Raw genomic sequence first — 18701 nt, forward strand, 5'->3', positions numbered from 1 at the left:
CTCCAGTACCAGCACGACCACCAGCACGGTCAGGGCCAGGCCGAACCACTGCACGGCGTAGCCCAGGTGGCGCTGCGGCGGCAGCGTGTTCGGCAGCAGGTCCAGATCACGTTCGTCGCCGAAGGGCAGCGCCGGGTCCAGGCGCAGTACACGATCGGGAAGTGACTGTACCCCCAGCGCGCGGGCCAGGCCTTCGGCCGGCAACCGGCTGGCCAGCCAGCGGCCCGCTTCATCGGTGGTGGAGAACGCCGGGCCCAGTGCCAGTCCTGCTGACGGCGGCGGCGCCAGCAACCCACGTACGGCCACCGGCGAAGGCGGCGACGGCACCTCCGGAAGCGTGCGATCCGGCGGCAGCGCGCGCCATCCCAGATCGACCAGCAACACACTGCCCTCGTCACTGCGGAACGGGCGGTAGATCTTCACGCCGGCACGGCCGTGCCGGGTCTGGTTGTCCAGCAGCACTACGCCGGGCAGGAAGCGACCGTGGTCGGCCACGCCATGCAACGCACCGGGCGCTGCCAGCGCCTGCGCCAACGACAGTACCTGCGCTGCGGCTGGACCCTGTGCATCCAACATTGCCTGTTTGGCATGCATGCGCTGCAGCTGCCACAGCCCCAATGCGGTGAAACCGGCCATTGCCAGCACGGCCAGCAGCCATCCGAGCACGCGCGTGTGCTGGCGCATCATGACAAGTCCGCGCAAACGCGGTCAGATAGGCACATCCACCCTGCCCTCGAGCCGCGCATGAGTGATTCGCTGAAGACCCTGCTGGTAATCGCGTTTCTGATCGTCATCGTCTGGAATCTGGGCGCCGGCCTGTATTACCTGCTGGTCGACCGCGGCCAGACCAAGCGCACGGTCAACGCACTGACACGCCGCATCGGGGTGTCGGTCGCGTTGATCCTGCTGGTGATCGTGAGCATCTACATGGGCTGGATCAAGCCGCACGGCGTCGGCGGCTGAGGCCACCGATGCGTGCGCGGTCAAAGCACGTAGACGAACAGGAACAGCATCAGCCACACCACGTCGACGAAGTGCCAGTACCACGCGGCGGCTTCGAAACCGAAATGGTTGTCGCGGGTGAAGTGTCCCTTGGCCGAACGCAGCCACATCACGATCAGCATGATCGTGCCCAGCAGCACGTGCGCGCCGTGGAAGCCGGTCAGCATGAAAAAGGTTGAACCGTAGATGCCCGAGCCGAGCGTCAGGTTCAGTTCTTTGTAAGCGTGGATGTACTCCTCCGCCTGCAGGGTCAGGAAGCCCAGGCCAAGCACCACGGTCAGGCCCAGCCAGATCAGCAGCTGGCGGCGGTTGCCGGCCTTCAGCGCGTGGTGGGCGATGGTCAAGGTCACGCCGGAGGTCAGCAGGATCAGCGTGTTGATCAGCGGCAGGCCCCAGGCCGGGATGGTCTGGAACGCGCCACCGATCGCCGCCGGCCCGTTGGTCGGCCAGCCGGCGGAATAACCCTGCCAGAGCAGCTCGTTGGTCATCACCCCGCGGCCTTCGCCGCTCAGCCACGACAGGCCCAGGTTGCGGGTGTAGAACAGCGCGCCAAAGAAGGCGCCGAAGAACATCACTTCGGAGAAGATGAACCAGATCATCCCCATCCGGAACGAGCCATCGACCTGGTGGTTGTAGTTGCCCGCCTGCGATTCGCGCACCACGTCGCTGAACCACCAGAACAACGTCAGCACCAGCATCGCGATACCGATGTAGAACGTCCAGCGCCCCCAGCTGGCATCGTTGAGCCAGCTGGCCACGCCCACCATGGTCACCATCATCGCGATGGAGCCCACGAACGGCCATTTGCTCTGGGCCGGGACGAAGTACACGTTGGCGTCGGTCGGTGTCTGGGCCATGTCGGTATCCGGGTCAGGGTGCGGCGTGCGCGCCGTCCGAGGTGGCGGCCGGGGCCAGCCGATCGGACAGCGCGTCGTTGCGGTAGAAGGTGTAGGACAAGGTGATCGTCTTGATCTCCGGCGGCAGGTCCGGATCGACGATGAAACGCACCGGCATGTCGCGCTTCTCGCCGGCCTGCAGCGTCTGCGCGGTGAAACAGAAACATTCGGTCTTGCTGAAGAAGCCCGAGGCACGCGCCGGCGCCACCGAAGGCACCGCACTGCCGACCACCGCCTGCTGGCTGTCGTTGCGGGCGAAGTACAGCGCCTCGTTGAGTTCGCCGGGCACCACATCCATGGTCAGCTGCTCGGGATGGAACGACCACGGCAGGCGCGAATTGACGCCGCCATCGAACTCCACCCGCACGGTGCGCTTGCCAGCTGCAGCACCCGTACTGGCTTCACCACCCGGGCCGCGTTCCAGGCGCACGCCGAATACCTTTTCGCAGGCAATGCGGTACAGCGGCACCAGCGAGAAGGTCAGCAGGAACACCGCCACCGCCACGCCGATCAGGCGCGGCAGCCCGGCACTGCGAGACGGTGTGCTGGCTGGCGCCTCGCTCATCGGCCGATCACCCCGCTGAGGATGAAGCCGACGTAGACCAGCACCGCGATGGCGCCGACCCACATCGCCGTGCGCCTGGCGCGCTGGCGCTGCTGTTCGATGCCGTTTTCCGGGGCGTCGCCCGGGCTGTTGTAGAGCCGAGCCATGCTCGGCTGCTCCACGTCAGCCGAGCATGACTCGGCTCTACAGGTTTGCAGTGGGCTCTCGTTATGCATGCCCCACCTCAATGCGTGATGTCGTCATGCGCCAGATCGCCCGGGCGGATGGTCGGCGGCGTGGTGAAGGTATGCGCCGGTGCCGGCGACGGCAGCGTCCACTCCAGCCCGCGTGCACCTTCCCAGCTGCGTGCTTCGGCCTTCTCACCGCTGCGCAGCGACGACAGCAGGATCGCGGCCATCATGAACGGGGTGACGAACATGCCGAACGCACCGATCGAGCTGATCAGGTTCCAGTCGGCAAACGCCACGCTGTAGTCGGGAATGCGGCGCGGCATGCCGGCCAGGCCGAGGAAATGCTGCGGGAAGAACAACAGGTTGACGAATACGATCGACCACCAGAAGTGCACCTTGGCCCACTTCTCGCTGTACATCCGCCCGGTCCACTTCGGCCACCAGTAGTACACCGCGGCGATCAGCGCGAACACCGCACCGGTCACCAGCACGTAGTGGAAGTGGGCGACCACGAAGTAGGTGTCGTGGTACTGGAAGTCGGCGGCGACGATCGCCAGCATCAGGCCGGAGAAGCCACCGATGGTGAACAGGATGACGAAGGCCACCGACCACAGCATCGGTGCCTCGAACGTCAGCGAGCCACGCCACATGGTGCTGACCCAGTTGAACACCTTCACGCCGGTCGGGATCGAGATCAGCATGGTGGCGAACATGAAGTAGATCTCGCCGCCCAGCGGCATGCCCACGGTGAACATGTGGTGGGCCCAGACGATGAACGACAGGAACGCGATCGCGGCGGTGGCGTACACCATCGCCTGGTAGCCGAAGAGCGGCTTGCGGCTGAAGGTCGGGATGATCTCGCTGACCACGCCGAAGGCGGGCAGGATCATGATGTAGACCTCGGGATGGCCGAAGAACCAGAAGATGTGCTGGTACATCACCGGGTCACCGCCACCGGCGGCATTGAAGAAGCTGGTGCCGAAGAACTTGTCGGTCAGCAGCATGGTCACCGCACCGGCCAGCACCGGCATCACCGCGATCAGCAGGAAGGCGGTGATCAGCCAGGCCCAGCAGAAGATCGGCATCTTCAGCAGGTCGATGCCCGGCGCGCGCATGTTCAGCACAGTGGCGATGATGTTGATCGCACCCATGATCGAACTGATGCCGGCCACGTGGATGGCGAACACGCTGAAGGCCACGTTGTAGCCGCCCTGCAGCGACAGCGGCGGATACAGCGTCCAGCCACCCGCCGGGGCACCACCGGGTAGGAACAGGGTCAGCAGCAGCAGGCTGAAAGCCACCGGCAGCAACCAGAACGACCAGTTGTTCATGCGCGGCAGCGCCATGTCCGGCGCGCCGATCTGCAGCGGGATCATCCAGTTGGCCAGGCCGACGAAGGCCGGCATCACGCCACCGAAGATCATCACCAGCGCATGCACGGTGGTCATCTGGTTGAAGAACTCGGGCTTGACGAACTGCAGGCCCGGCTGCGCCAGCTCGGCGCGGATCACCACGCTCATCGCCGCGCCGATGATGAACATGATGAAGCTGAAACCGAGGTACAGCGTGCCGATGTCCTTGTGGTTGGTCGAGAAGAACCAACGCTCGAAGAAGCTCTGGTGGTGATGGTGATCGTCGTGCCCAACTGCCGAGTGCGCCATTGCAAAACACCTCTCAGAATCGGTTGTCACCACGGCCGCGAGCGGCCGCGGGCTTTACATCACGCTCCGCTGGCCGCGCTGGCAGGCGCGCTGCCCGCTTCGGCAGCAGCAGGCGCAGCCGGTGCCTCGCCCGCCGGTGCAGTCGGTTCGGCAGGTGCCGCAGGCGTGGCGGGCTCGGCGGGCGGCGCCGGCTTGCGCTGCGCCAGCCACTTCCTGAAGTCCTCCTTGGACACCGCCTCGACCACGATCGGCATGAAGCCGTGGTCCTTGCCGCACAGCTCGGCGCACTGGCCGCGGTAGACACCGGGCTGCTCGATGCGGGTCCAGGCTTCGTTGATGAAGCCGGGGATGGCGTCCTGCTTCCAGCCCAGCGCCGGCACCCACCAGGCGTGGATCACATCATCGGAAGTGATGACGAAACGCACCTTGGTATCGACCGGCAGCACCAGGCGGTTGTCGACATCCAGCAGGTAGTGCGGATGGCTTTCGCGGGTCGGCACGATGCCACTCTGCCGCACGCGGTCGGACTCGCGGTCCAGGCGGCTGGTGAAGGTGACGTTCTCGCCGAGGTATTCGTATTTCCACATCCACTGGTAGCCGGTGACCTTCACCGTCATCTCGGCATCGCGGGTGTCGTACATCTTGATCAGGTTGGCGGTGGCCGGCCAGGCCATCACGATCAGGATGATCACCGGGATCACCGTCCAGATGATCTCGGCCTTGGTGTTATGGCTGAAGGTGGCGGCGACCGCGCCCTTGGATTTGCGGAACTTGAAGATGGCGTAGGCCATCGCGCCGAACACGATGACGCCGATCACCGTGCAGATGATCAACGAAAGGTTGTTCGATTCCCAGGCCAGGCGCGAGGTCTGGGTCACCCCCTTGCCCATGTTCAGCTGCCACGGCTTCGGATCGGCCGCCTGGGCCCAGGCCAACGCCGGCATCAGTCCCCCGGTCGCCAGCACTGCGGCAACCGCGTTCACGCACTTCGTGCCCCACCTGCTGCTTTGCTTCATTGCCTAGACCCTTAGCGTCGTCGGTTGCCGCCATCGCTGGCGGCGAGCAAGCTTTCAAGTGTCTCTGCAAGCGTCTGACGTTCGGCCGGCGCGAGGAAACTCCCCACCTCCACCTGCCGGCCGCTGGACGCCAGCCGGACCCTCTCATCGTCGGTGAGCAGGCGCACCCAATGGGGGTGGGCCCGGAACACCGGCGATCCACCGGGTACGGGGATGACCTCCACGTACGCCGGCACTACCCGGATCTCCTCCTGCCGTTCACCGCTGCGCCACAAGGCACGCAGCGCCGCCGCCAGCACCAGGCTGTACAGCAGCGCGAACAGGGGGGCGAACGCATTGCCGGCCAACCACCCGAGGGCGGACACCAGCCACATCGCACCCGACAACACGGTGAACAACAGGACGAACTGCCGGGCATCGAGCGCCCGTGGGGGACGCAGCCGCAGCTGCGTACCTGACCCATCCGGAGCTGGAAGCACCTCGATCATGTCGCAACCGCGTTCCTGCCGCGGGAAACGTCTCGATGGTAGCCCCGCCCTCTCGCCGGTAGCAAGGGTGCATTCACACTTTTTCCGATGCTGCAACACAGCATGCGGTCGGCGGCACGGATGACGAATTCAGCACAAATATCGCCGGGTTTGCTGAACACGCCGAATCCACCACCGTTAGTGGCTATCAGCCCTTCATGAAGGTGTCTGCGTGGCACTTCCGAAGGCCGCAAAAATGATTAAAATCGCCAAGTTTTCCACTGGCCGGACCGGCATGAACGCACCTTCCTCCTCCCCTGCCGCCCACGACGCCCCGCGTCCGGGCGCGCTGCTGTCGCCGGAACTGCCGGCGCCCCCCAACCCGTTCCGCCAGGCCATCACCGATGCCTGGTTGAAGGACGAGGCCAGCCACGTCCGCGAGCTGCTGGCGCAGGCGCGCCTGCCCGCCGAGGAACAGGCCAGGGTGCAGGCGCTGGCCGCCGACCTGGTCGGCCGCGTGCGCGTGCGTGCCAAGGACCAGGGCGCGATCGAAGCCTTCATGCGCCAGTACGACCTGGGCAGCGAGGAAGGCGTGCTGCTGATGTGCGTGGCCGAAGCGCTGCTGCGTATTCCGGACCAGGACACCGCCGACAAGCTGATCCGCGACAAGCTGGCCGATGCCGACTGGGAAAAGCACCTGGGCGGCAGCGACTCGGTGCTGGTCAATGCCTCCACCTGGGGCCTGATGCTGACCGGCAAGCTGGTGCAGATGAACGACGCCACGCGCGCCGATGCGCCCAGCGCATTCAAGCGCCTGGTCGGCCGCGTCGGTGAGCCGGTGGTGCGCCTGGCCGTGCGCCAGGCCATGAAGATCATGGGCCACCAGTTCGTCATGGGCCGCACCATCAGCGAAGCGCTGGCGCGCTCGCACAAGGGCGACAACGCCAGCTACCGCTACTCGTTCGACATGCTGGGCGAAGGCGCGCTGACCATGAAGGACGCGCTGCGCTACCTGGAAGACTACCGTCGTGCGATCCACGCCATCGGGGGCGATCACAAGGCACGCGGCGGCCGTCCGGATGGCGACGTCAACAACGCGCCGGGCATCTCGATCAAGCTGTCGGCGCTGTACCCGCGCTACGAGCACGCCAAGCGCGAGCGCGTGCTGAAAGACCTGGTGCCGGGCGTGCTGGAACTGGCGCAGCTGGCCAAGAGCTATGGCATCGGCTGCACCGTCGACGCCGAAGAGTCCGATCGCCTGGAACTGTCGCTGGACATCATCGAGCAGGTGTTCTCCGACGCCTCGCTGGCCGGCTGGGATGGCTTCGGCGTGGTCGTGCAGGCCTACCAGAAGCGCACGCCGTACACGATCGACCACCTGGCCGACATGGCACGCCGCGCCGGCCGCCGCCTGCAGGTGCGCCTGGTCAAGGGCGCCTACTGGGATGCCGAGATCAAGCGCGCGCAGATCGAAGGCTACCCGGGCTACCCGGTGTTCACCCGTAAGCAGAACACCGATGTGTCCTACCTGGCCTGCGCCAAGCGGCTGTTCACCCATGCGGATGCGATCTACCCGATGTTCGCCACGCACAACGCGCACACCATCGCGGCCGTGCGCAGCATCGCCAACGGCGGCGTGTACGAGCACCAGAAGCTGCACGGCATGGGCGACGACCTGTACGCCGAAGTGGTGCCGGCCGATCGCTTGAACCTGCCCTGCCGCGTGTACGCCCCGGTCGGTTCGCACGAAGACCTGCTGCCGTACCTGGTGCGCCGCCTGCTGGAAAACGGTGCCAACTCCAGCTTCGTCAACCGCATCACCGACGAGCGCGTGCCGATCGCCGACCTGATCCGCGATCCGGTCGAGATGGTCGCCTCGTTCGAATCGATTCCGCATCCCAAGATCCCGCTGCCGGTTGACCTGCTGCGCAGCCAGAACCACGACAGGAAGAACTCCATGGGCGCCAACCTCGCCAACGACAACGAACTGCGCGCCCTGGCCGAGCAGCTCAACGCCGCCGTGAAGCCGTGGCAGGCCTCGCCGCTGGTACCGGGTGCCAACCCGGCCGGCGCCGCGCTGCCGGTGACCAACCCGGCCGACACCCGCGAAGTGGTCGGCCAGTGGCTGGCCGCCGATGCCGCCACCGTGCAGAAGGCCCTGGCCAACGCCGTGGCCGCACAACCGGCCTGGAACCGCACCCCGGCCGCCAGCCGCGCCGCCATCCTCGAGCACGCCGCCGACCAGCTGGAAGCGCGCATGCCGGAGTTCATGGCGCTGTGCGTGAAGGAAGCCGGCAAGAGCCTGCCCGACAGCATCGCCGAAGTGCGCGAAGCCGTGGATTTCCTGCGCTACTACGCCAAGCAGGCGCGCGAGCAGTTCAGCCACGCCGAGAAGCTGCCCAGCCCGACCGGTGAATCCAACGAGCTGCAGCTGCACGGCCGCGGCGTGTTCGTCTGCATCAGCCCGTGGAACTTCCCGCTGGCGATCTTCCTGGGCCAGGTCGCCGCCGCACTGGCCGCCGGCAACAGCGTCATCGCCAAGCCGGCCGAGCAGACCAACCTGATCGGCTACTACGCGGTGAAGCTGCTGCACGATGCCGGCGTGCCGGCCGAGGTGGTGCAGTTCCTGCCGGGCGACGGCGCCACCGTGGGTGCAGCGCTGACCGCCGACCCGCGCGTGGCCGGCGTGGCCTTCACCGGCTCCACCGAGACCGCCCGTGCGATCAACCGTGCGATGGCCGCGCGTGACGCCGCCATCGGCGTGCTGATCGCCGAGACCGGTGGCCAGAACGCCTTCATCGCCGATTCCTCGGCGCTGCCGGAACAGCTGGTCAAGGACGCGATCGGTTCGGCCTTCACCTCCGCCGGCCAGCGTTGCTCGGCCGCGCGCGTGCTGTTCGTGCAGGACGACATCGCCGACAAGGTGATGACCATGCTGGCCGGTGCGATGAAGGAACTGAAGGTCGGCAACCCGGGCCTGCTGTCTACCGACGTCGGCCCGGTGATCGACGCCGACGCGCTGAAGATCCTGCAGGAACACGCTGAGCGCATGGACCGCGAAGCGCGCCTGATCGCCGCCGCCGAGCTGTCCGCCGAAACGGCGCACGGCACCTTCTTCGCGCCGCGCGCATACGAACTGAAGGACCTGGGCCAGCTGCAGAAGGAAGTCTTCGGTCCGGTCCTGCACGTGATCCGCTGGAAGGGCGACCAGCTCGACGCGGTGATCGACCAGATCAACGCTACTGGCTACGGCCTGACCCTGGGCGTGCATTCGCGCATCGACGAAACCGTTGACCGCATCAGCAATGGCGTCCATGTCGGCAACGTGTACGTCAACCGCAACCAGATCGGTGCAGTGGTCGGCGTGCAGCCGTTCGGCGGCCAGGGCCTGTCCGGCACCGGCCCGAAGGCCGGCGGCCCGCACTACCTGCTGCGCTTTGCCACCGAAAAGACGGTGACGGTGAACACCACCGCCGCCGGCGGCAACGCTTCGCTGCTGACCCTGGGCGACTGATCGCCCGGTTGATGCGGCAAACGAGAAACCCCGCGAAAGCGGGGTTTTTTGTACTTTGCCTGTAGAGCCGAGCCCACGCTCGGCTTTCCTGGCGCAGCCGAGCGTGGGCTCGGCTCTACAGGAATTCAGGTGCCGTCGTGGCCTCGGCCCGCATCAGATTGCGCCAGTGCCCGAGAGCAACAAGTGCATTGACCCAGAAACCGATGTACAGGATCGAGGTCAGGTGCAGGCCACGGCTGTAGTACAGCGGCACTGCAACGGTGTTTACCAGCAGCCAGACCCACCACGACTCCAGCTTGCGCCGCATCATCAGGATCTGCGCGATCACGCTCAACACCAGTACCGCCGAATCGATGTACGGCGCATAGGCATTGGTCAGTCGGGTCAGCATCCAGCCGTAGCCGAAGGTGGCCACTACCGCCAGCGGCGCCAGCCAGGCCCAGGCACGCGGCCGCAATGAAGTAATCGGCAACGGCGCACCATGATCGCCGCGCAGCCACTGCCACCAGCCCAGCACGCTGATGGCGATGAAGAAGAACTGCAGCACCATGTCCGCGTACAGGTGCGAGCGTTCGAACACGGCAGCAAACAATGCACAGCCGACGATGCCCAGCCACCAGGTGTGCACGTTGTTGCGGCCGGCCAACAGGATCGAGCCGGCGACGGCGATGTTGGCGGCCAGCTCCAGCTGGAAGCTCGGGTCGGACAGGTTCATCGCACCATTGTCGCGTAGATCCGCGCCCTGCGTCGTCGGACCAATAGATCCACAGCACGCGTGGATGGAATCAAGGCCGCGCGCGCACCAACAACTGCTGTCTCTCTCCGCTTCCCCAACGTCCTGGCTGCAGGCCGGCTGAAGAGAGCAACGGCGCAAGCCAGTCAGGCGGAACGATGTCCCAGATCACGCCATCGAACGGATGCGGCCATGGGGTTCTCTGAGGATTCGGCGAATGCAGGAACAACGCACTCTGACCGGTATCCGGCGCCAGCGTCACCCAACACTGCACATGCTCCCGCTCGCTCGACGCAACCCGTTCAAGCAGCCGCAGGAGCCCTGCGGCAACGGCGAAGCGATCACTGATATGGCGATTGCCGCGCCCCATCCAGTCAAGATGCGTGTGCCAGTAGTCGAACCATTCCGACTCCAGCACGCGATCCAGAGTCGCGTTCGCCTTGGCCTCTTCCCGAGCCCAGTATCGGATCATCCGCTTCTGGTAGCGACGATCAACCATTTTGTATTCGCCTGCACTGCGTAAATCCCGGCAAGGTGGCAGGCACTCCCAATAAAGTCACGAGCCGGAAGCGTCATCCATGCATAAAAAAAGGCCCCGCCTGCGCGGGGCCCTCCTTGTCCTGCTTCAGGCAATCGCCCGAATCAGAACTTGTACTGCATCGACGCCGCCAGCACGTCGCCGCTCACCTTGTACTTGCCGGTCACGGTGTTGGCAGTGGCCGAGGTCGAGGTGATGTTCGGATCCTTGGTGAACAGGTGGGTGTAACCCACGCTGTATTCCATCTTGTCCGAAGCGGCGTAGGTCAGGCCCAGCGACAGCCACTTGCGGGTGGTGTCCGGCACGCGCACGTCACGGTGGGCGTCGGTGGTCGGGGTCTGGTCGTAGGCCAGGCCGCCACGCAGGGTCAGCTTGTCGTTCACGCGGAAATCGGTACCGATCGACGCGAAGGTGGTGTCGCGGTAGTGGAACGGCAGCACGCTGTCCGGCTGGTTGGAGTCATAGTCGACGGTGACCTGGTCGAACTTGCTCCACGCCGTGCGCGTGACCTCGGCCATGATCTGCCACTGGTCGTTCACGCGGTGGGTGAAGCCCACGGTGGCGCTGGCCGGCAGGGTGATGGTGGCGCGGCCGTTGCTGTCGATGAAGGTACCCGGGGCAGCAGTGGCCAGGAAGGCGGCAGCGTTCTGCGGGATGGTGAAGTCGGCCTTGCCATCGGTGATCTTGTGCTCGACCTTCGAGCGGTAGCTGAAGGCGATGTTGGTGCCTTCCACCGGGGTAACCGTCATGCCCAGGGTGTAGCCGACCGACACTTCGTCGCCCTTGATGCGCAGGTAGCCATCGGCGGTGCCCGGCGAGAAGCCGAGCTGGGCGGCCTGGCGTGCAGCCGCCTGCGACGCCGCCGCAGCCTGGGCCGGGGTGCCGCCTGCAGCCAGCACACGCGCCGCCGCGGTGCGCTGGGCGGTGGCGTTGATCGCGGTGCCGGTGTCGACAGCGCTGGTCAGGTCGACGTTCAGGCGCTCAGCGAACACCGAAGCACCGAACGACAGGTACGGGTTGACGTCATAGGAGAACGCCACGCCCAGGTCGATCGCCTGCAGCTCGGTCTTGACGCCATTGTAGCGGCCGACCCAGTCGCGGTCGTATTCGGTCTTGAAGCCGAACGGCACGGTCAGCGATGCACCGAAGTGCATGTTGTCGTTCTCGCCGAACGGCACGTGGAAGTACGCGGCCGGAACCGGGGCGATCATGCCGGCGTCGCCGCCGTTGCCACCGGAAATCGGCGCGCCGTTGCCGTACTGGCCCTGGCCGCGGAACTTGGCGCCGAAGCTGATGGCGCTGACGTCGCCCTGGACCAGGGTGCCGTCGAGCAGGCGCATGGAGGCCGGGTTGGTGGCGATGACCGAGGCGTCACCTTCGGTCGAGGTGGAGCCGGCGAACGCGCGGCCCAGGCCCTTGGCGCTGTTTTCCTTCAGCTGGAAGGCGGCAGCATTGGCATCGGCGGCGGCCAGCGCACCGGCAACGCCGACGGCCAGCAGGGTCAGTCGGGCAATGGTGGAAGCGGTTTGCATCGTAGTTCTCTCTCTCTCCGGTAAGCGGTGATGGTGCTCTGAGTGCGCCTGCGCCCGACAGGTCCTGGGACCCATCGGAGCGCGCCGGATTCCCCTCCCGACATACGACGCCGTATGCGAGTATTACCCAGAGCCGTTAATGAAACAATAACGGTGCGGTCGGTTTTCTCGTCTCGAAAGCTGAACAGGACAATCCCCGCCGCAAGCGCCCGCACGCTAGGCTAGTGCCATGTTCGTCTCCCTCCCGTCCCGCAAGAAGGCGGCCCTGCGCTGGGCCACGCCCGTGCTGTTTGCGGCACTGTGGTTGGCGTTCCTGTGGTCGATCTCGCGGCCGGACGATGCCCGCGGCAGCCTCTGGCTGGACTGGGGCGCCCTGTCCACCGGACTGACCCACCCGCTGGACTGGTGGGCGACCCTGCAGGACGGCAGCGTGCTGCGCCTGTTCACCGCCCTGTTCCTGCACGCCGACTGGTCACATCTGCTGGGCAACCTAGTGTTCCTGCTGATCTTCGGCCTGCCCGCCGAGCGGGTGCTGGGGCCGTGGCGGCTGCTGCTGCTGTTCCTGGTCGGCGGCGCAGTGTCGAACCTGGTGGCGATCTACACCATGGGCAGCCCGGACCAGATCATCATCGGCGCCAGTGGCGCGGTGTCGGCCCTGATCGGTGCGTATCTGGCCCTGTTCCCTGGCGCACGGCTGGGCGTGGTGATCCCGCTCGGCCTGTTCCTGGAGTTCGTGCGCGCCCCGGCGTACCTGCTGATCGGCGTCTGGGCGGCACTGCAGGTGGTGTTCGCCCACATCGGCCCAAGCTTCGGCATGGTGGCCTGGTGGGCGCACATCGGTGGCTTCGTGTTCGGCGTCGTGTACGGGGTCTACGTGCGGGCTGCGATCGCGCGCCGACTGCGCAAGCGCCACGGCTTCTGACGCCGGGTAGTGCCGGCCGCTGGCCGGCATTTGTTTTCTTCTTCCGCCCTTGAGCCGACGCCGGGCACGGCCCGGCGCTACCGTCAGGGCTTGGCCGGGGCCGGTGCGGGCTTTGCTTCCGGCTTTGCTTCCGGCTTAGGTTCGACCTTCGCTTCCGGCTTCGCCGCAGCGGCCTTCGCGGTCTTGGCGGCATCCGCCTTCTCGGCCTCGGCCTTCAACCGTGCAGCCACCGAACCGGGGTTCTTCAGCTCGGCCAGCGCGTCGTTGATCGGGCCGTCGCCCGGCAGCACCGCACCGGCGTGGTAGCCCTCGGTGCCTTCGTCGTCGCCGCGCAGATGGCCTGGCAGGGTGGCTTCGCTGTAATCGCTCAGGCTGGCCGGCAGGGCATCCTCCGCCGACGTAGCGGCGGGCTTCAACTCAACATCCGGCACGATGCCGGTGGCCTGGATCGACTTGCCGCTGGGCGTGTAATAGCGCGCGGTGGTCAGCTTCACCGAATCACCGTTGTCCAGCGGCAACACGGTCTGCACCGAGCCCTTGCCAAAGGTGCGGCTGCCAACCACTCGGGCGCGCTTGTTGTCGCGCAGCGCGCCGGCGAGCACTTCCGAGGCACTGGCCGAACCGGCATCGGCCAGTACCACCACCGGTGCACCCTTCAGCAGGTCGCCTGGGGTCGCGTCGAATCGGGCATCGCTGATGCTGATGCGGCCACGGGTGCTGACGATGTTGCCCTTGTCGAGCAGATCGTCGGCTACCTGCACGGCGGCCGTCAGCAGGCCACCCGGATTGCTGCGCAGATCCAGCACCAGGCCCTTGAGCTGGCCACCGGACTGCTTCTGCAGCTGCTGCACGTGCTTCTGGAAGTCCGAGCCGGTATCGGCCTGGAAGGTGCTCAGGCGGATGTAGCCATAGCCGGGTTCCAGCAGGCGGCTGCGCACGCTGGTCACGCGGATGGTCTGGCGGGTGAGGCTGACATCGAACGGCTTCGGCTTGCCTTCGCGCACGATGGTCAGCACCACCTTGCTGCCGGCTGGGCCGCGCAGCGGTTCACTCGCATCGATGGCGCTGATCGGCTTGCCGTCGATGGCGATGATCAAATCGCCGGCAAGGATGCCGGCCTTGGCTGCCGGCGTGTCGTCGATCGGCGCGATCACCTTCATGCTGGCGTTGTCCGGCTGCTGCTGCAGCTCCACGCCGATGCCCTCGTAGGCACCGTTGGCCTGCTCGTCGAAAGCCTGCGCGTCTTCCTTGTTGAAGTAGGTGCTGTGCGGATCAAGGTCGAGCAGCAGGCCACGCACGGCTGACTGCATCAGCTTCTTGTCATCGACCGGGTCGACATAGGCGGCGCGCACCGCGTTGTACACGGCCACGAACCGGCGGATTTCCTCCAGCGGCACCTTCGAGGTCACCGCCTCCTCGCTGTTCGCTGCCTGCCCGCTGGTTTCCTGGCTTGGGGCAGGCGCGGTCTGCTGCGCCCAGGACAGCGCTGGCAACAGGGCCAGCAAGAGGGTGGCGGTACGGGCTGCGCGCATGGATCACTCCTGTCGACGGTGGCATGGTGCCCAAGGCACATGCACCGATTATGCGCGAAGCACAGCTAAATTCCCGTTGAATCCGGCCCGTGCGTAACGAGCCGGGTTCAGCGCCGCTGCAGCCAGCTGTCCGGGTTGACCGGCTGCCCGCCACGACGCAGCTCGAAGTACAGCGCGGTGACACCTTGGCCACCCGAATTGCCGACCTTGGCCACTGCATCACCGCGGCTGACCCGCGCACCGGCATCCTTCAGCAGGGTGTCGTTGTGCGCGTACAGGCTCATGTAGCCGTTGCCGTGGTCGACGATCAGGATCATGCCGTAGCCGGTCATCCAGTCGGAGAACACCACGGTGCCATCGGCCACGGCGGTGACCGTGCTGCCAGCCGGTGCGCCGATCAGCACGCCACTGCTGGTGCGGCCATCGGGCAGCTTGCCGCCATAGCGGGCCAGCAGGTTGCCGGACAACGGCCAGCCCAGGCCGCCCACCTTCGGCGCCGGTGCCGATGCGACCGCAGGCGGCACCTTGGTCGGTGGCGGTGGCGGCCGGCCCTGTGCGGCGGCTTGGCGTGCAGCACGTTCGGCGGCGGCCTTCTCCGCTGCCGCACGGCGTGCAGCCGCGCGGCGCTCGGCCTCGGCACGGGCAGCGGCCGCTCGCAGGTTGGCCAGCAATGTTTCCAGCGCCTTGGCGTCCTGGCCCAGCGCCTGTTCCTTCTCGCGCTGGTCCTTGAAGCGCTCTTCCAGCGAGGCAACGGTCTTTGCGCGATCGCGGCGGTCCGCTTCCAGGGCGGCTGCCTGCTGTTTCTGGTCCTGCTGCGTCCCCTGCAGCTTCTGCTTGCGCTCGGCGATCTGCGCCTGCAGTGCTTCCAGTTCCTTCAGGTCGGCGGTCAGCGTGGTGATCCGCTGCGCACGCTCGCGCTGCAGGTAGCGATGGTAGGCCAGGGCGCGGTTGGCATCGGCCACCGTGTCTTGCGACAGCAGCAGCTTCAGCGGTGCGTGGTTGCCCAGCTGATACGCCGCGCGCAACAGCCCGGCCAGTTCGCGGTGCTGCTGGGCCAGGTTGCCCTGCAGCGTGCTGCGGCGCTGCTCGGCTTCGGCCAGGGCGCGGCCCTGCTCGCGCAGCGCGGCTTCCGTCTGCGCAAGGGCACGGCCGGTGCGGGCTACCTTCTCGTCGGCCTCGCGCAGCTGCCGCGATGCCTGCCCGCGCTGGCCCTCGATCTGCCGTCGCTCCTGCGCCACGCCCTTCAGTTCGGTACGCAGTTTCTGCAGCTTGCGCTCGGTCTCGCGGGTGGTCTGCGCACCGCTGGGCAGCGGCAGGGCCAGCGCAAACGCCAGCCCCAGCAGCAGGCAGCGACCGCCGCGGGCAGCGGCGATGTGATGTCGGCGTGATGGGAAGACGTTGTCGCGCAAGGGCTTTCCAGTGACTTCAGGCAGTTGCGGGGGCTACCGGGGAATGGTGACATCTCCGCACGCGGCCTGCCAGCCGCACTTCCATCGAGGTCGCCATGAAAGTTCTTTCCATTCCGCTGCTGTTGGGCGTACTGCTGGCCACCGGGCCGGTCTGTGCGCAGGAGAACATCAGCAAGGTCAACGGCAGCATCAGCGCCGAACCCGGCCAGCGCTACGGCAAGCTGGACACCGTCAACGGTGGCATCCGCGTCGGCGAAGGCGTCGAGACCGGCAGCATCGACACCGTCAACGGCGGGGTCAAGGTCGCCGACGGCGCGCGCACCGGCAAGATCGAAACGGTCAACGGCGGCGTACGCCTGGGCCGCGAAGTGATCGCCAGCGGCGGCGTCAGCACCGTCAACGGCAGCATCTTCACCGATCGCGGCAGCCAGGTCGAAGGCGGTGTCGAGACCGTCAATGGTGGCATCGGCCTGGTCGAAAGCCGCGTCGGCAAGGATGTGGAGACCGTCAACGGTGACATCACCGTCGGTATCGGTTCGCAGGTCAACGGCGGCGTGCATGTGCGCAAGCCGAACTTCAGTGTCTCGCTGACCGCCAGCCGCAAGCCGCGTGTAATCATCGGCCCGAATGCCGTGGTCAAGGGTCCACTGCAGTTCGAACGCGAGGTGGTGCTGTACGTGCATCGCACTGCGCGCATCGGCCCGGTCACCGGCGCCGAGCCGATCCCGTTCGACACCGAAACCGCTCCCGCGGACTGAGCGCACCGCGCCTTCGGGTTCGGTGATACTCGCTGACACCGGTCGTGCACGACGCGCGGCCGCCCTTTGTTACCCAGGAATCGACGATGCCCCGCAAACTCCTCCTGTGCCTGGCCGCTGCGGCCGCGCTCAGTGCCTGCAAAGGCGAAGACACTCCGGCGCCCGCGCCGGCCACCGATACCGCAGCTGCCAAGCCGGCTGCGCATGCGTTCTCCCCGGAGATCAATGCCGGCGACTTCGCCGAGATGGTCAAGACCCTGGCTTCGGATGAGTTCGAAGGCCGCGCGCCGGGCAGCAAGGGCGAAGAACTGACGGTCAACTACATCCGCGACCAGATGCAGCGCATCGGCCTGCAGCCCGGCAACGGCGACAGCTGGTTCCAGGATGTACCGATGACCGAGACCACGGCCGACGAATCGACCGTGCTGAAGATCACCCAGGGTGGCAAGACCACCGAACTGAAGTTCGGCACCGACATGGTGGTCGGCACCCGTACCGGCCAGGCCGAGGTGAAGGTCGATGCCAGCGACCTGGTGTTCGTCGGCTATGGCGTCGATGCGCCGGAGCAGAAGTGGAACGACTACGCCGGCCAGGACTGGAAGGGCAAGACCGTCGTGATGTTCGTCAACGATCCGGGCTTCCATATCGACGACGAGAAGCTGTTCGACGGCAAGCGCATGACCTACTACGGCCGCTGGACGTACAAGTTCGAGGAGGCTGCCCGCAAGGGGGCCGCTGCCGCGCTGATCGTGCACGACACCGCCGGCGCGTCCTACGGCTGGGACGTGGTGAAGAATTCCTGGGCTGGCCCGCAGTACGACCTGCCGGCCAAGGATGACCCGGAAGCCCGTATTCCGGTGCAGGGCTGGCTGAGTGCCGACGCGGCCAAGGCGCTGTTTGCCGGAGCCGGCCTGGACCTGGCGCAGGCCTACAAGGATGCCAGCAAGCGCGGTTTCAAGCCGGTGCCGCTGAAGGCCACCGCTGCGGTCGACCTCAAGAGCCAGATCGCACAGAAGCAGTCGCGCAACGTGGTGGGTGTGTTGCCGGGTAGCAAGCGCGCTGACGAGGCGGTGCTGTACATGGCGCACTGGGATCACCTGGGCAAGCATGAGGGCGAGACCGGCGACAACATCTACAACGGCGCCGTCGATAATGCGACCGGCGTCGCCGGTATTCTCGAAGTGGCCGAAGCCATGGCGCACCAGGATCCGAAGCCGGAGCGCTCGGTGGTGTTCCTGGCGGTGACCCTGGAAGAATCCGGCCTGCTGGGTTCGAAGTACTACGTTGCCCATCCGACTTTCCCGCTGGACAAGATTGCTGGCGTGATCAACATCGACGCGATGTCAGTGGCCGGCCGTGCCAAGGACGTGACCGTCACCGGCTTCGGCAGTTCGGAGCTGGAGGACATCCTCAAGCCGCTGGCCGCTGCCCAGGACCGCACGCTGCATGGTGAGACGTCGGTGCAGAGCGGCTTCTACTTCCGCTCGGACCACTTCAACTTCGCCAAAGCCGGCGTGCCGGCCCTGTACGCCGATGGCGGCGAGGACCTGCGCGAGGGCGGCGTTGACGCTGGCCGCAAGGCCGCAGCCGACTACGGCGCCAACCGTTACCACGGCCCGAAGGACGAGTTCGACGCGGCCACCTGGAAGCTGGACGGTACCGTCGAAGACCTTCAGTTGATGTACGGCGTGGGCAAGGAACTGGCCGGTGGCGATCGTTGGCCGAACTGGTACGAAGGCAACCCGTTCAAGGCTGCCCGCGACGCGTTGATGAAGGACAAGGCTGCGGCCGCTGCAAAGTAGGGTCGAGCCATGCTCGACTGAACATCGTTGAGGTCAAAGCGGCGCCCCGTGGGGCGCCGCTTTTTTTGTACGCTCTGCCATTGGTGGGTGCCAACCTCGGTTGGCACCGCCTTCCGTGGGGACCATCTTACCCACGCATGGCATGAATCTACCGGGCGATGTAACGCCATCGGGTTGCCGGCCA

At 66.3% G+C, this 18701-nt stretch carries 17 protein-coding genes; 5 read left to right on the top strand and 12 right to left on the bottom strand.

What is annotated here, in order from left to right; translation table 11 throughout:
* Window positions 1–687, bottom strand: a 687-nt coding sequence (locus tag ACTXG9_RS19005) for an SURF1 family protein (RefSeq protein WP_457654814.1), incomplete at its 3' end; no start/stop codon positions are given.
* Window positions 688–744: 57 nt separating this feature from the next.
* On the opposite strand from ACTXG9_RS19005, the gene ACTXG9_RS19010 reads away from it, so the two are divergent.
* Window positions 745–963 (top strand): twin transmembrane helix small protein, encoded by a 219-nt coding sequence (locus ACTXG9_RS19010; protein WP_021202930.1) that lies wholly within the window; start codon window positions 745–747, stop codon window positions 961–963.
* 20 nt (window positions 964–983) lie between these two features.
* Here ACTXG9_RS19010 and ACTXG9_RS19015 read toward each other — a convergent pair whose 3' ends face one another.
* The 6 genes from ACTXG9_RS19015 to ACTXG9_RS19040 are packed head-to-tail and all read right to left on the bottom strand — an operon-like array spanning window position 984 to window position 5798.
* Window positions 984–1859 (bottom strand): cytochrome c oxidase subunit 3, encoded by an 876-nt coding sequence (locus tag ACTXG9_RS19015; protein WP_005407793.1) that lies wholly within the window; start codon window positions 1857–1859, stop codon window positions 984–986.
* 13 nt (window positions 1860–1872) lie between these two features.
* The gene (locus ACTXG9_RS19020) at window positions 1873–2463 is read right to left on the bottom strand and encodes a cytochrome c oxidase assembly protein (protein WP_019662223.1); all 591 of its coding nucleotides are present in this window, start codon (window positions 2461–2463) and stop codon (window positions 1873–1875) included.
* On the bottom strand, window positions 2460–2678 hold the full coding sequence (locus tag ACTXG9_RS19025) for a hypothetical protein (protein WP_111102238.1): 219 nt from the start codon (window positions 2676–2678) through the stop codon (window positions 2460–2462). The genes ACTXG9_RS19020 and ACTXG9_RS19025 overlap by 4 nt, the downstream gene beginning before the upstream one ends.
* Window positions 2679–2686: 8 nt before the next feature.
* Window positions 2687–4294 carry a cytochrome c oxidase subunit I gene (gene ctaD, locus ACTXG9_RS19030; RefSeq protein WP_111102237.1) on the bottom strand — a complete coding sequence of 536 codons (1608 nt, stop codon included), beginning with the start codon at window positions 4292–4294 and terminating at the stop codon, window positions 2687–2689.
* 59 nt (window positions 4295–4353) lie between these two features.
* Window positions 4354–5310, bottom strand: coding sequence for a cytochrome c oxidase subunit II (gene coxB, locus ACTXG9_RS19035; RefSeq protein WP_206621592.1), 957 nt, complete (start codon window positions 5308–5310; stop codon window positions 4354–4356).
* A gap of 11 nt (window positions 5311–5321) precedes the next feature.
* Window positions 5322–5798, bottom strand: a complete 477-nt coding sequence (locus tag ACTXG9_RS19040; RefSeq protein ID WP_004153894.1) for a DUF2244 domain-containing protein — start codon at window positions 5796–5798, stop codon at window positions 5322–5324.
* A 274-nt stretch (window positions 5799–6072) separates the two neighbouring features.
* On the opposite strand from ACTXG9_RS19040, the gene putA reads away from it, so the two are divergent.
* Window positions 6073–9291, top strand: coding sequence for a bifunctional proline dehydrogenase/L-glutamate gamma-semialdehyde dehydrogenase PutA (gene putA / locus ACTXG9_RS19045; protein WP_111102235.1), 3219 nt, complete (start codon window positions 6073–6075; stop codon window positions 9289–9291).
* A 115-nt stretch (window positions 9292–9406) separates the two neighbouring features.
* On the opposite strand, the gene pnuC is transcribed toward putA, so the two are convergent.
* From pnuC to ACTXG9_RS19060, 3 genes are all read right to left on the bottom strand, one after another.
* The gene (gene pnuC / locus ACTXG9_RS19050; RefSeq protein WP_019662228.1) at window positions 9407–10006 is read right to left on the bottom strand and encodes a nicotinamide riboside transporter PnuC; all 600 of its coding nucleotides are present in this window, start codon (window positions 10004–10006) and stop codon (window positions 9407–9409) included.
* A 70-nt stretch (window positions 10007–10076) separates the two neighbouring features.
* Window positions 10077–10523 (bottom strand): hypothetical protein, encoded by a 447-nt coding sequence (locus ACTXG9_RS19055; RefSeq protein ID WP_171953311.1) that lies wholly within the window; start codon window positions 10521–10523, stop codon window positions 10077–10079.
* A 143-nt stretch (window positions 10524–10666) separates the two neighbouring features.
* Complete coding sequence (locus tag ACTXG9_RS19060) at window positions 10667–12094, bottom strand: outer membrane protein transport protein (protein WP_134735033.1); 1428 nt, start codon at window positions 12092–12094, stop codon at window positions 10667–10669.
* Between the two features lie 229 nt (window positions 12095–12323).
* Between ACTXG9_RS19060 and ACTXG9_RS19065 the strand changes: the two genes are divergently transcribed.
* A complete protein-coding gene (locus ACTXG9_RS19065; RefSeq protein ID WP_019662230.1) occupies window positions 12324–13016 on the top strand; it encodes a rhomboid family intramembrane serine protease in 693 nt (230 codons plus the stop codon).
* Window positions 13017–13099: 83 nt separating this feature from the next.
* Here ACTXG9_RS19065 and ACTXG9_RS19070 read toward each other — a convergent pair whose 3' ends face one another.
* Both ACTXG9_RS19070 and ACTXG9_RS19075 read right to left on the bottom strand, forming a co-directional pair.
* Entirely contained in the window at window positions 13100–14548 is a 1449-nt protein-coding gene (locus tag ACTXG9_RS19070; RefSeq protein ID WP_134735034.1) for a S41 family peptidase, read from the bottom strand.
* A 107-nt stretch (window positions 14549–14655) separates the two neighbouring features.
* Window positions 14656–15957, bottom strand: coding sequence for a murein hydrolase activator EnvC family protein (locus tag ACTXG9_RS19075; protein ID WP_134731217.1), 1302 nt, complete (start codon window positions 15955–15957; stop codon window positions 14656–14658).
* A gap of 95 nt (window positions 15958–16052) precedes the next feature.
* Here ACTXG9_RS19075 and ACTXG9_RS19080 point away from each other — a divergent pair, with 95 nt between their 5' ends.
* Both ACTXG9_RS19080 and ACTXG9_RS19085 read left to right on the top strand, forming a co-directional pair.
* Window positions 16053–16715, top strand: a complete 663-nt coding sequence (locus tag ACTXG9_RS19080; RefSeq protein ID WP_111098425.1) for a DUF4097 family beta strand repeat-containing protein — start codon at window positions 16053–16055, stop codon at window positions 16713–16715.
* A gap of 86 nt (window positions 16716–16801) precedes the next feature.
* Window positions 16802–18517, top strand: coding sequence for a M28 family metallopeptidase (locus tag ACTXG9_RS19085; RefSeq protein ID WP_206621590.1), 1716 nt, complete (start codon window positions 16802–16804; stop codon window positions 18515–18517).
* The last annotated feature ends 184 nt before the right edge of the window (window positions 18518–18701 follow it).

The organism is Stenotrophomonas maltophilia group sp. LNF247 (assembly GCF_054083135.1).

Excerpts from the sequence above, each read along its gene's own strand:
- ACTXG9_RS19010 (WP_021202930.1), top strand. The coding sequence starts at position 745 with ATGAGTGATTCGCTGAAGACCCTGCTGGTAATCGCGTTTCTGATCGTC.
- ACTXG9_RS19015 (WP_005407793.1), bottom strand. The coding sequence starts at position 1,859 with ATGGCCCAGACACCGACCGACGCCAACGTGTACTTCGTCCCGGCCCAG.
- ACTXG9_RS19020 (WP_019662223.1), bottom strand. The coding sequence starts at position 2,463 with ATGAGCGAGGCGCCAGCCAGCACACCGTCTCGCAGTGCCGGGCTGCCG.
- ACTXG9_RS19025 (WP_111102238.1), bottom strand. The coding sequence starts at position 2,678 with ATGCATAACGAGAGCCCACTGCAAACCTGTAGAGCCGAGTCATGCTCG.
- ctaD (WP_111102237.1), bottom strand. The coding sequence starts at position 4,294 with ATGGCGCACTCGGCAGTTGGGCACGACGATCACCATCACCACCAGAGC.
- coxB (WP_206621592.1), bottom strand. The coding sequence starts at position 5,310 with ATGAAGCAAAGCAGCAGGTGGGGCACGAAGTGCGTGAACGCGGTTGCC.
- ACTXG9_RS19040 (WP_004153894.1), bottom strand. The coding sequence starts at position 5,798 with ATGATCGAGGTGCTTCCAGCTCCGGATGGGTCAGGTACGCAGCTGCGG.
- putA (WP_111102235.1), top strand. The coding sequence starts at position 6,073 with ATGAACGCACCTTCCTCCTCCCCTGCCGCCCACGACGCCCCGCGTCCG.
- pnuC (WP_019662228.1), bottom strand. The coding sequence starts at position 10,006 with ATGAACCTGTCCGACCCGAGCTTCCAGCTGGAGCTGGCCGCCAACATC.
- ACTXG9_RS19055 (WP_171953311.1), bottom strand. The coding sequence starts at position 10,523 with ATGGTTGATCGTCGCTACCAGAAGCGGATGATCCGATACTGGGCTCGG.
- ACTXG9_RS19060 (WP_134735033.1), bottom strand. The coding sequence starts at position 12,094 with ATGCAAACCGCTTCCACCATTGCCCGACTGACCCTGCTGGCCGTCGGC.
- ACTXG9_RS19065 (WP_019662230.1), top strand. The coding sequence starts at position 12,324 with ATGTTCGTCTCCCTCCCGTCCCGCAAGAAGGCGGCCCTGCGCTGGGCC.
- ACTXG9_RS19070 (WP_134735034.1), bottom strand. The coding sequence starts at position 14,548 with ATGCGCGCAGCCCGTACCGCCACCCTCTTGCTGGCCCTGTTGCCAGCG.
- ACTXG9_RS19080 (WP_111098425.1), top strand. The coding sequence starts at position 16,053 with ATGAAAGTTCTTTCCATTCCGCTGCTGTTGGGCGTACTGCTGGCCACC.
- ACTXG9_RS19085 (WP_206621590.1), top strand. The coding sequence starts at position 16,802 with ATGCCCCGCAAACTCCTCCTGTGCCTGGCCGCTGCGGCCGCGCTCAGT.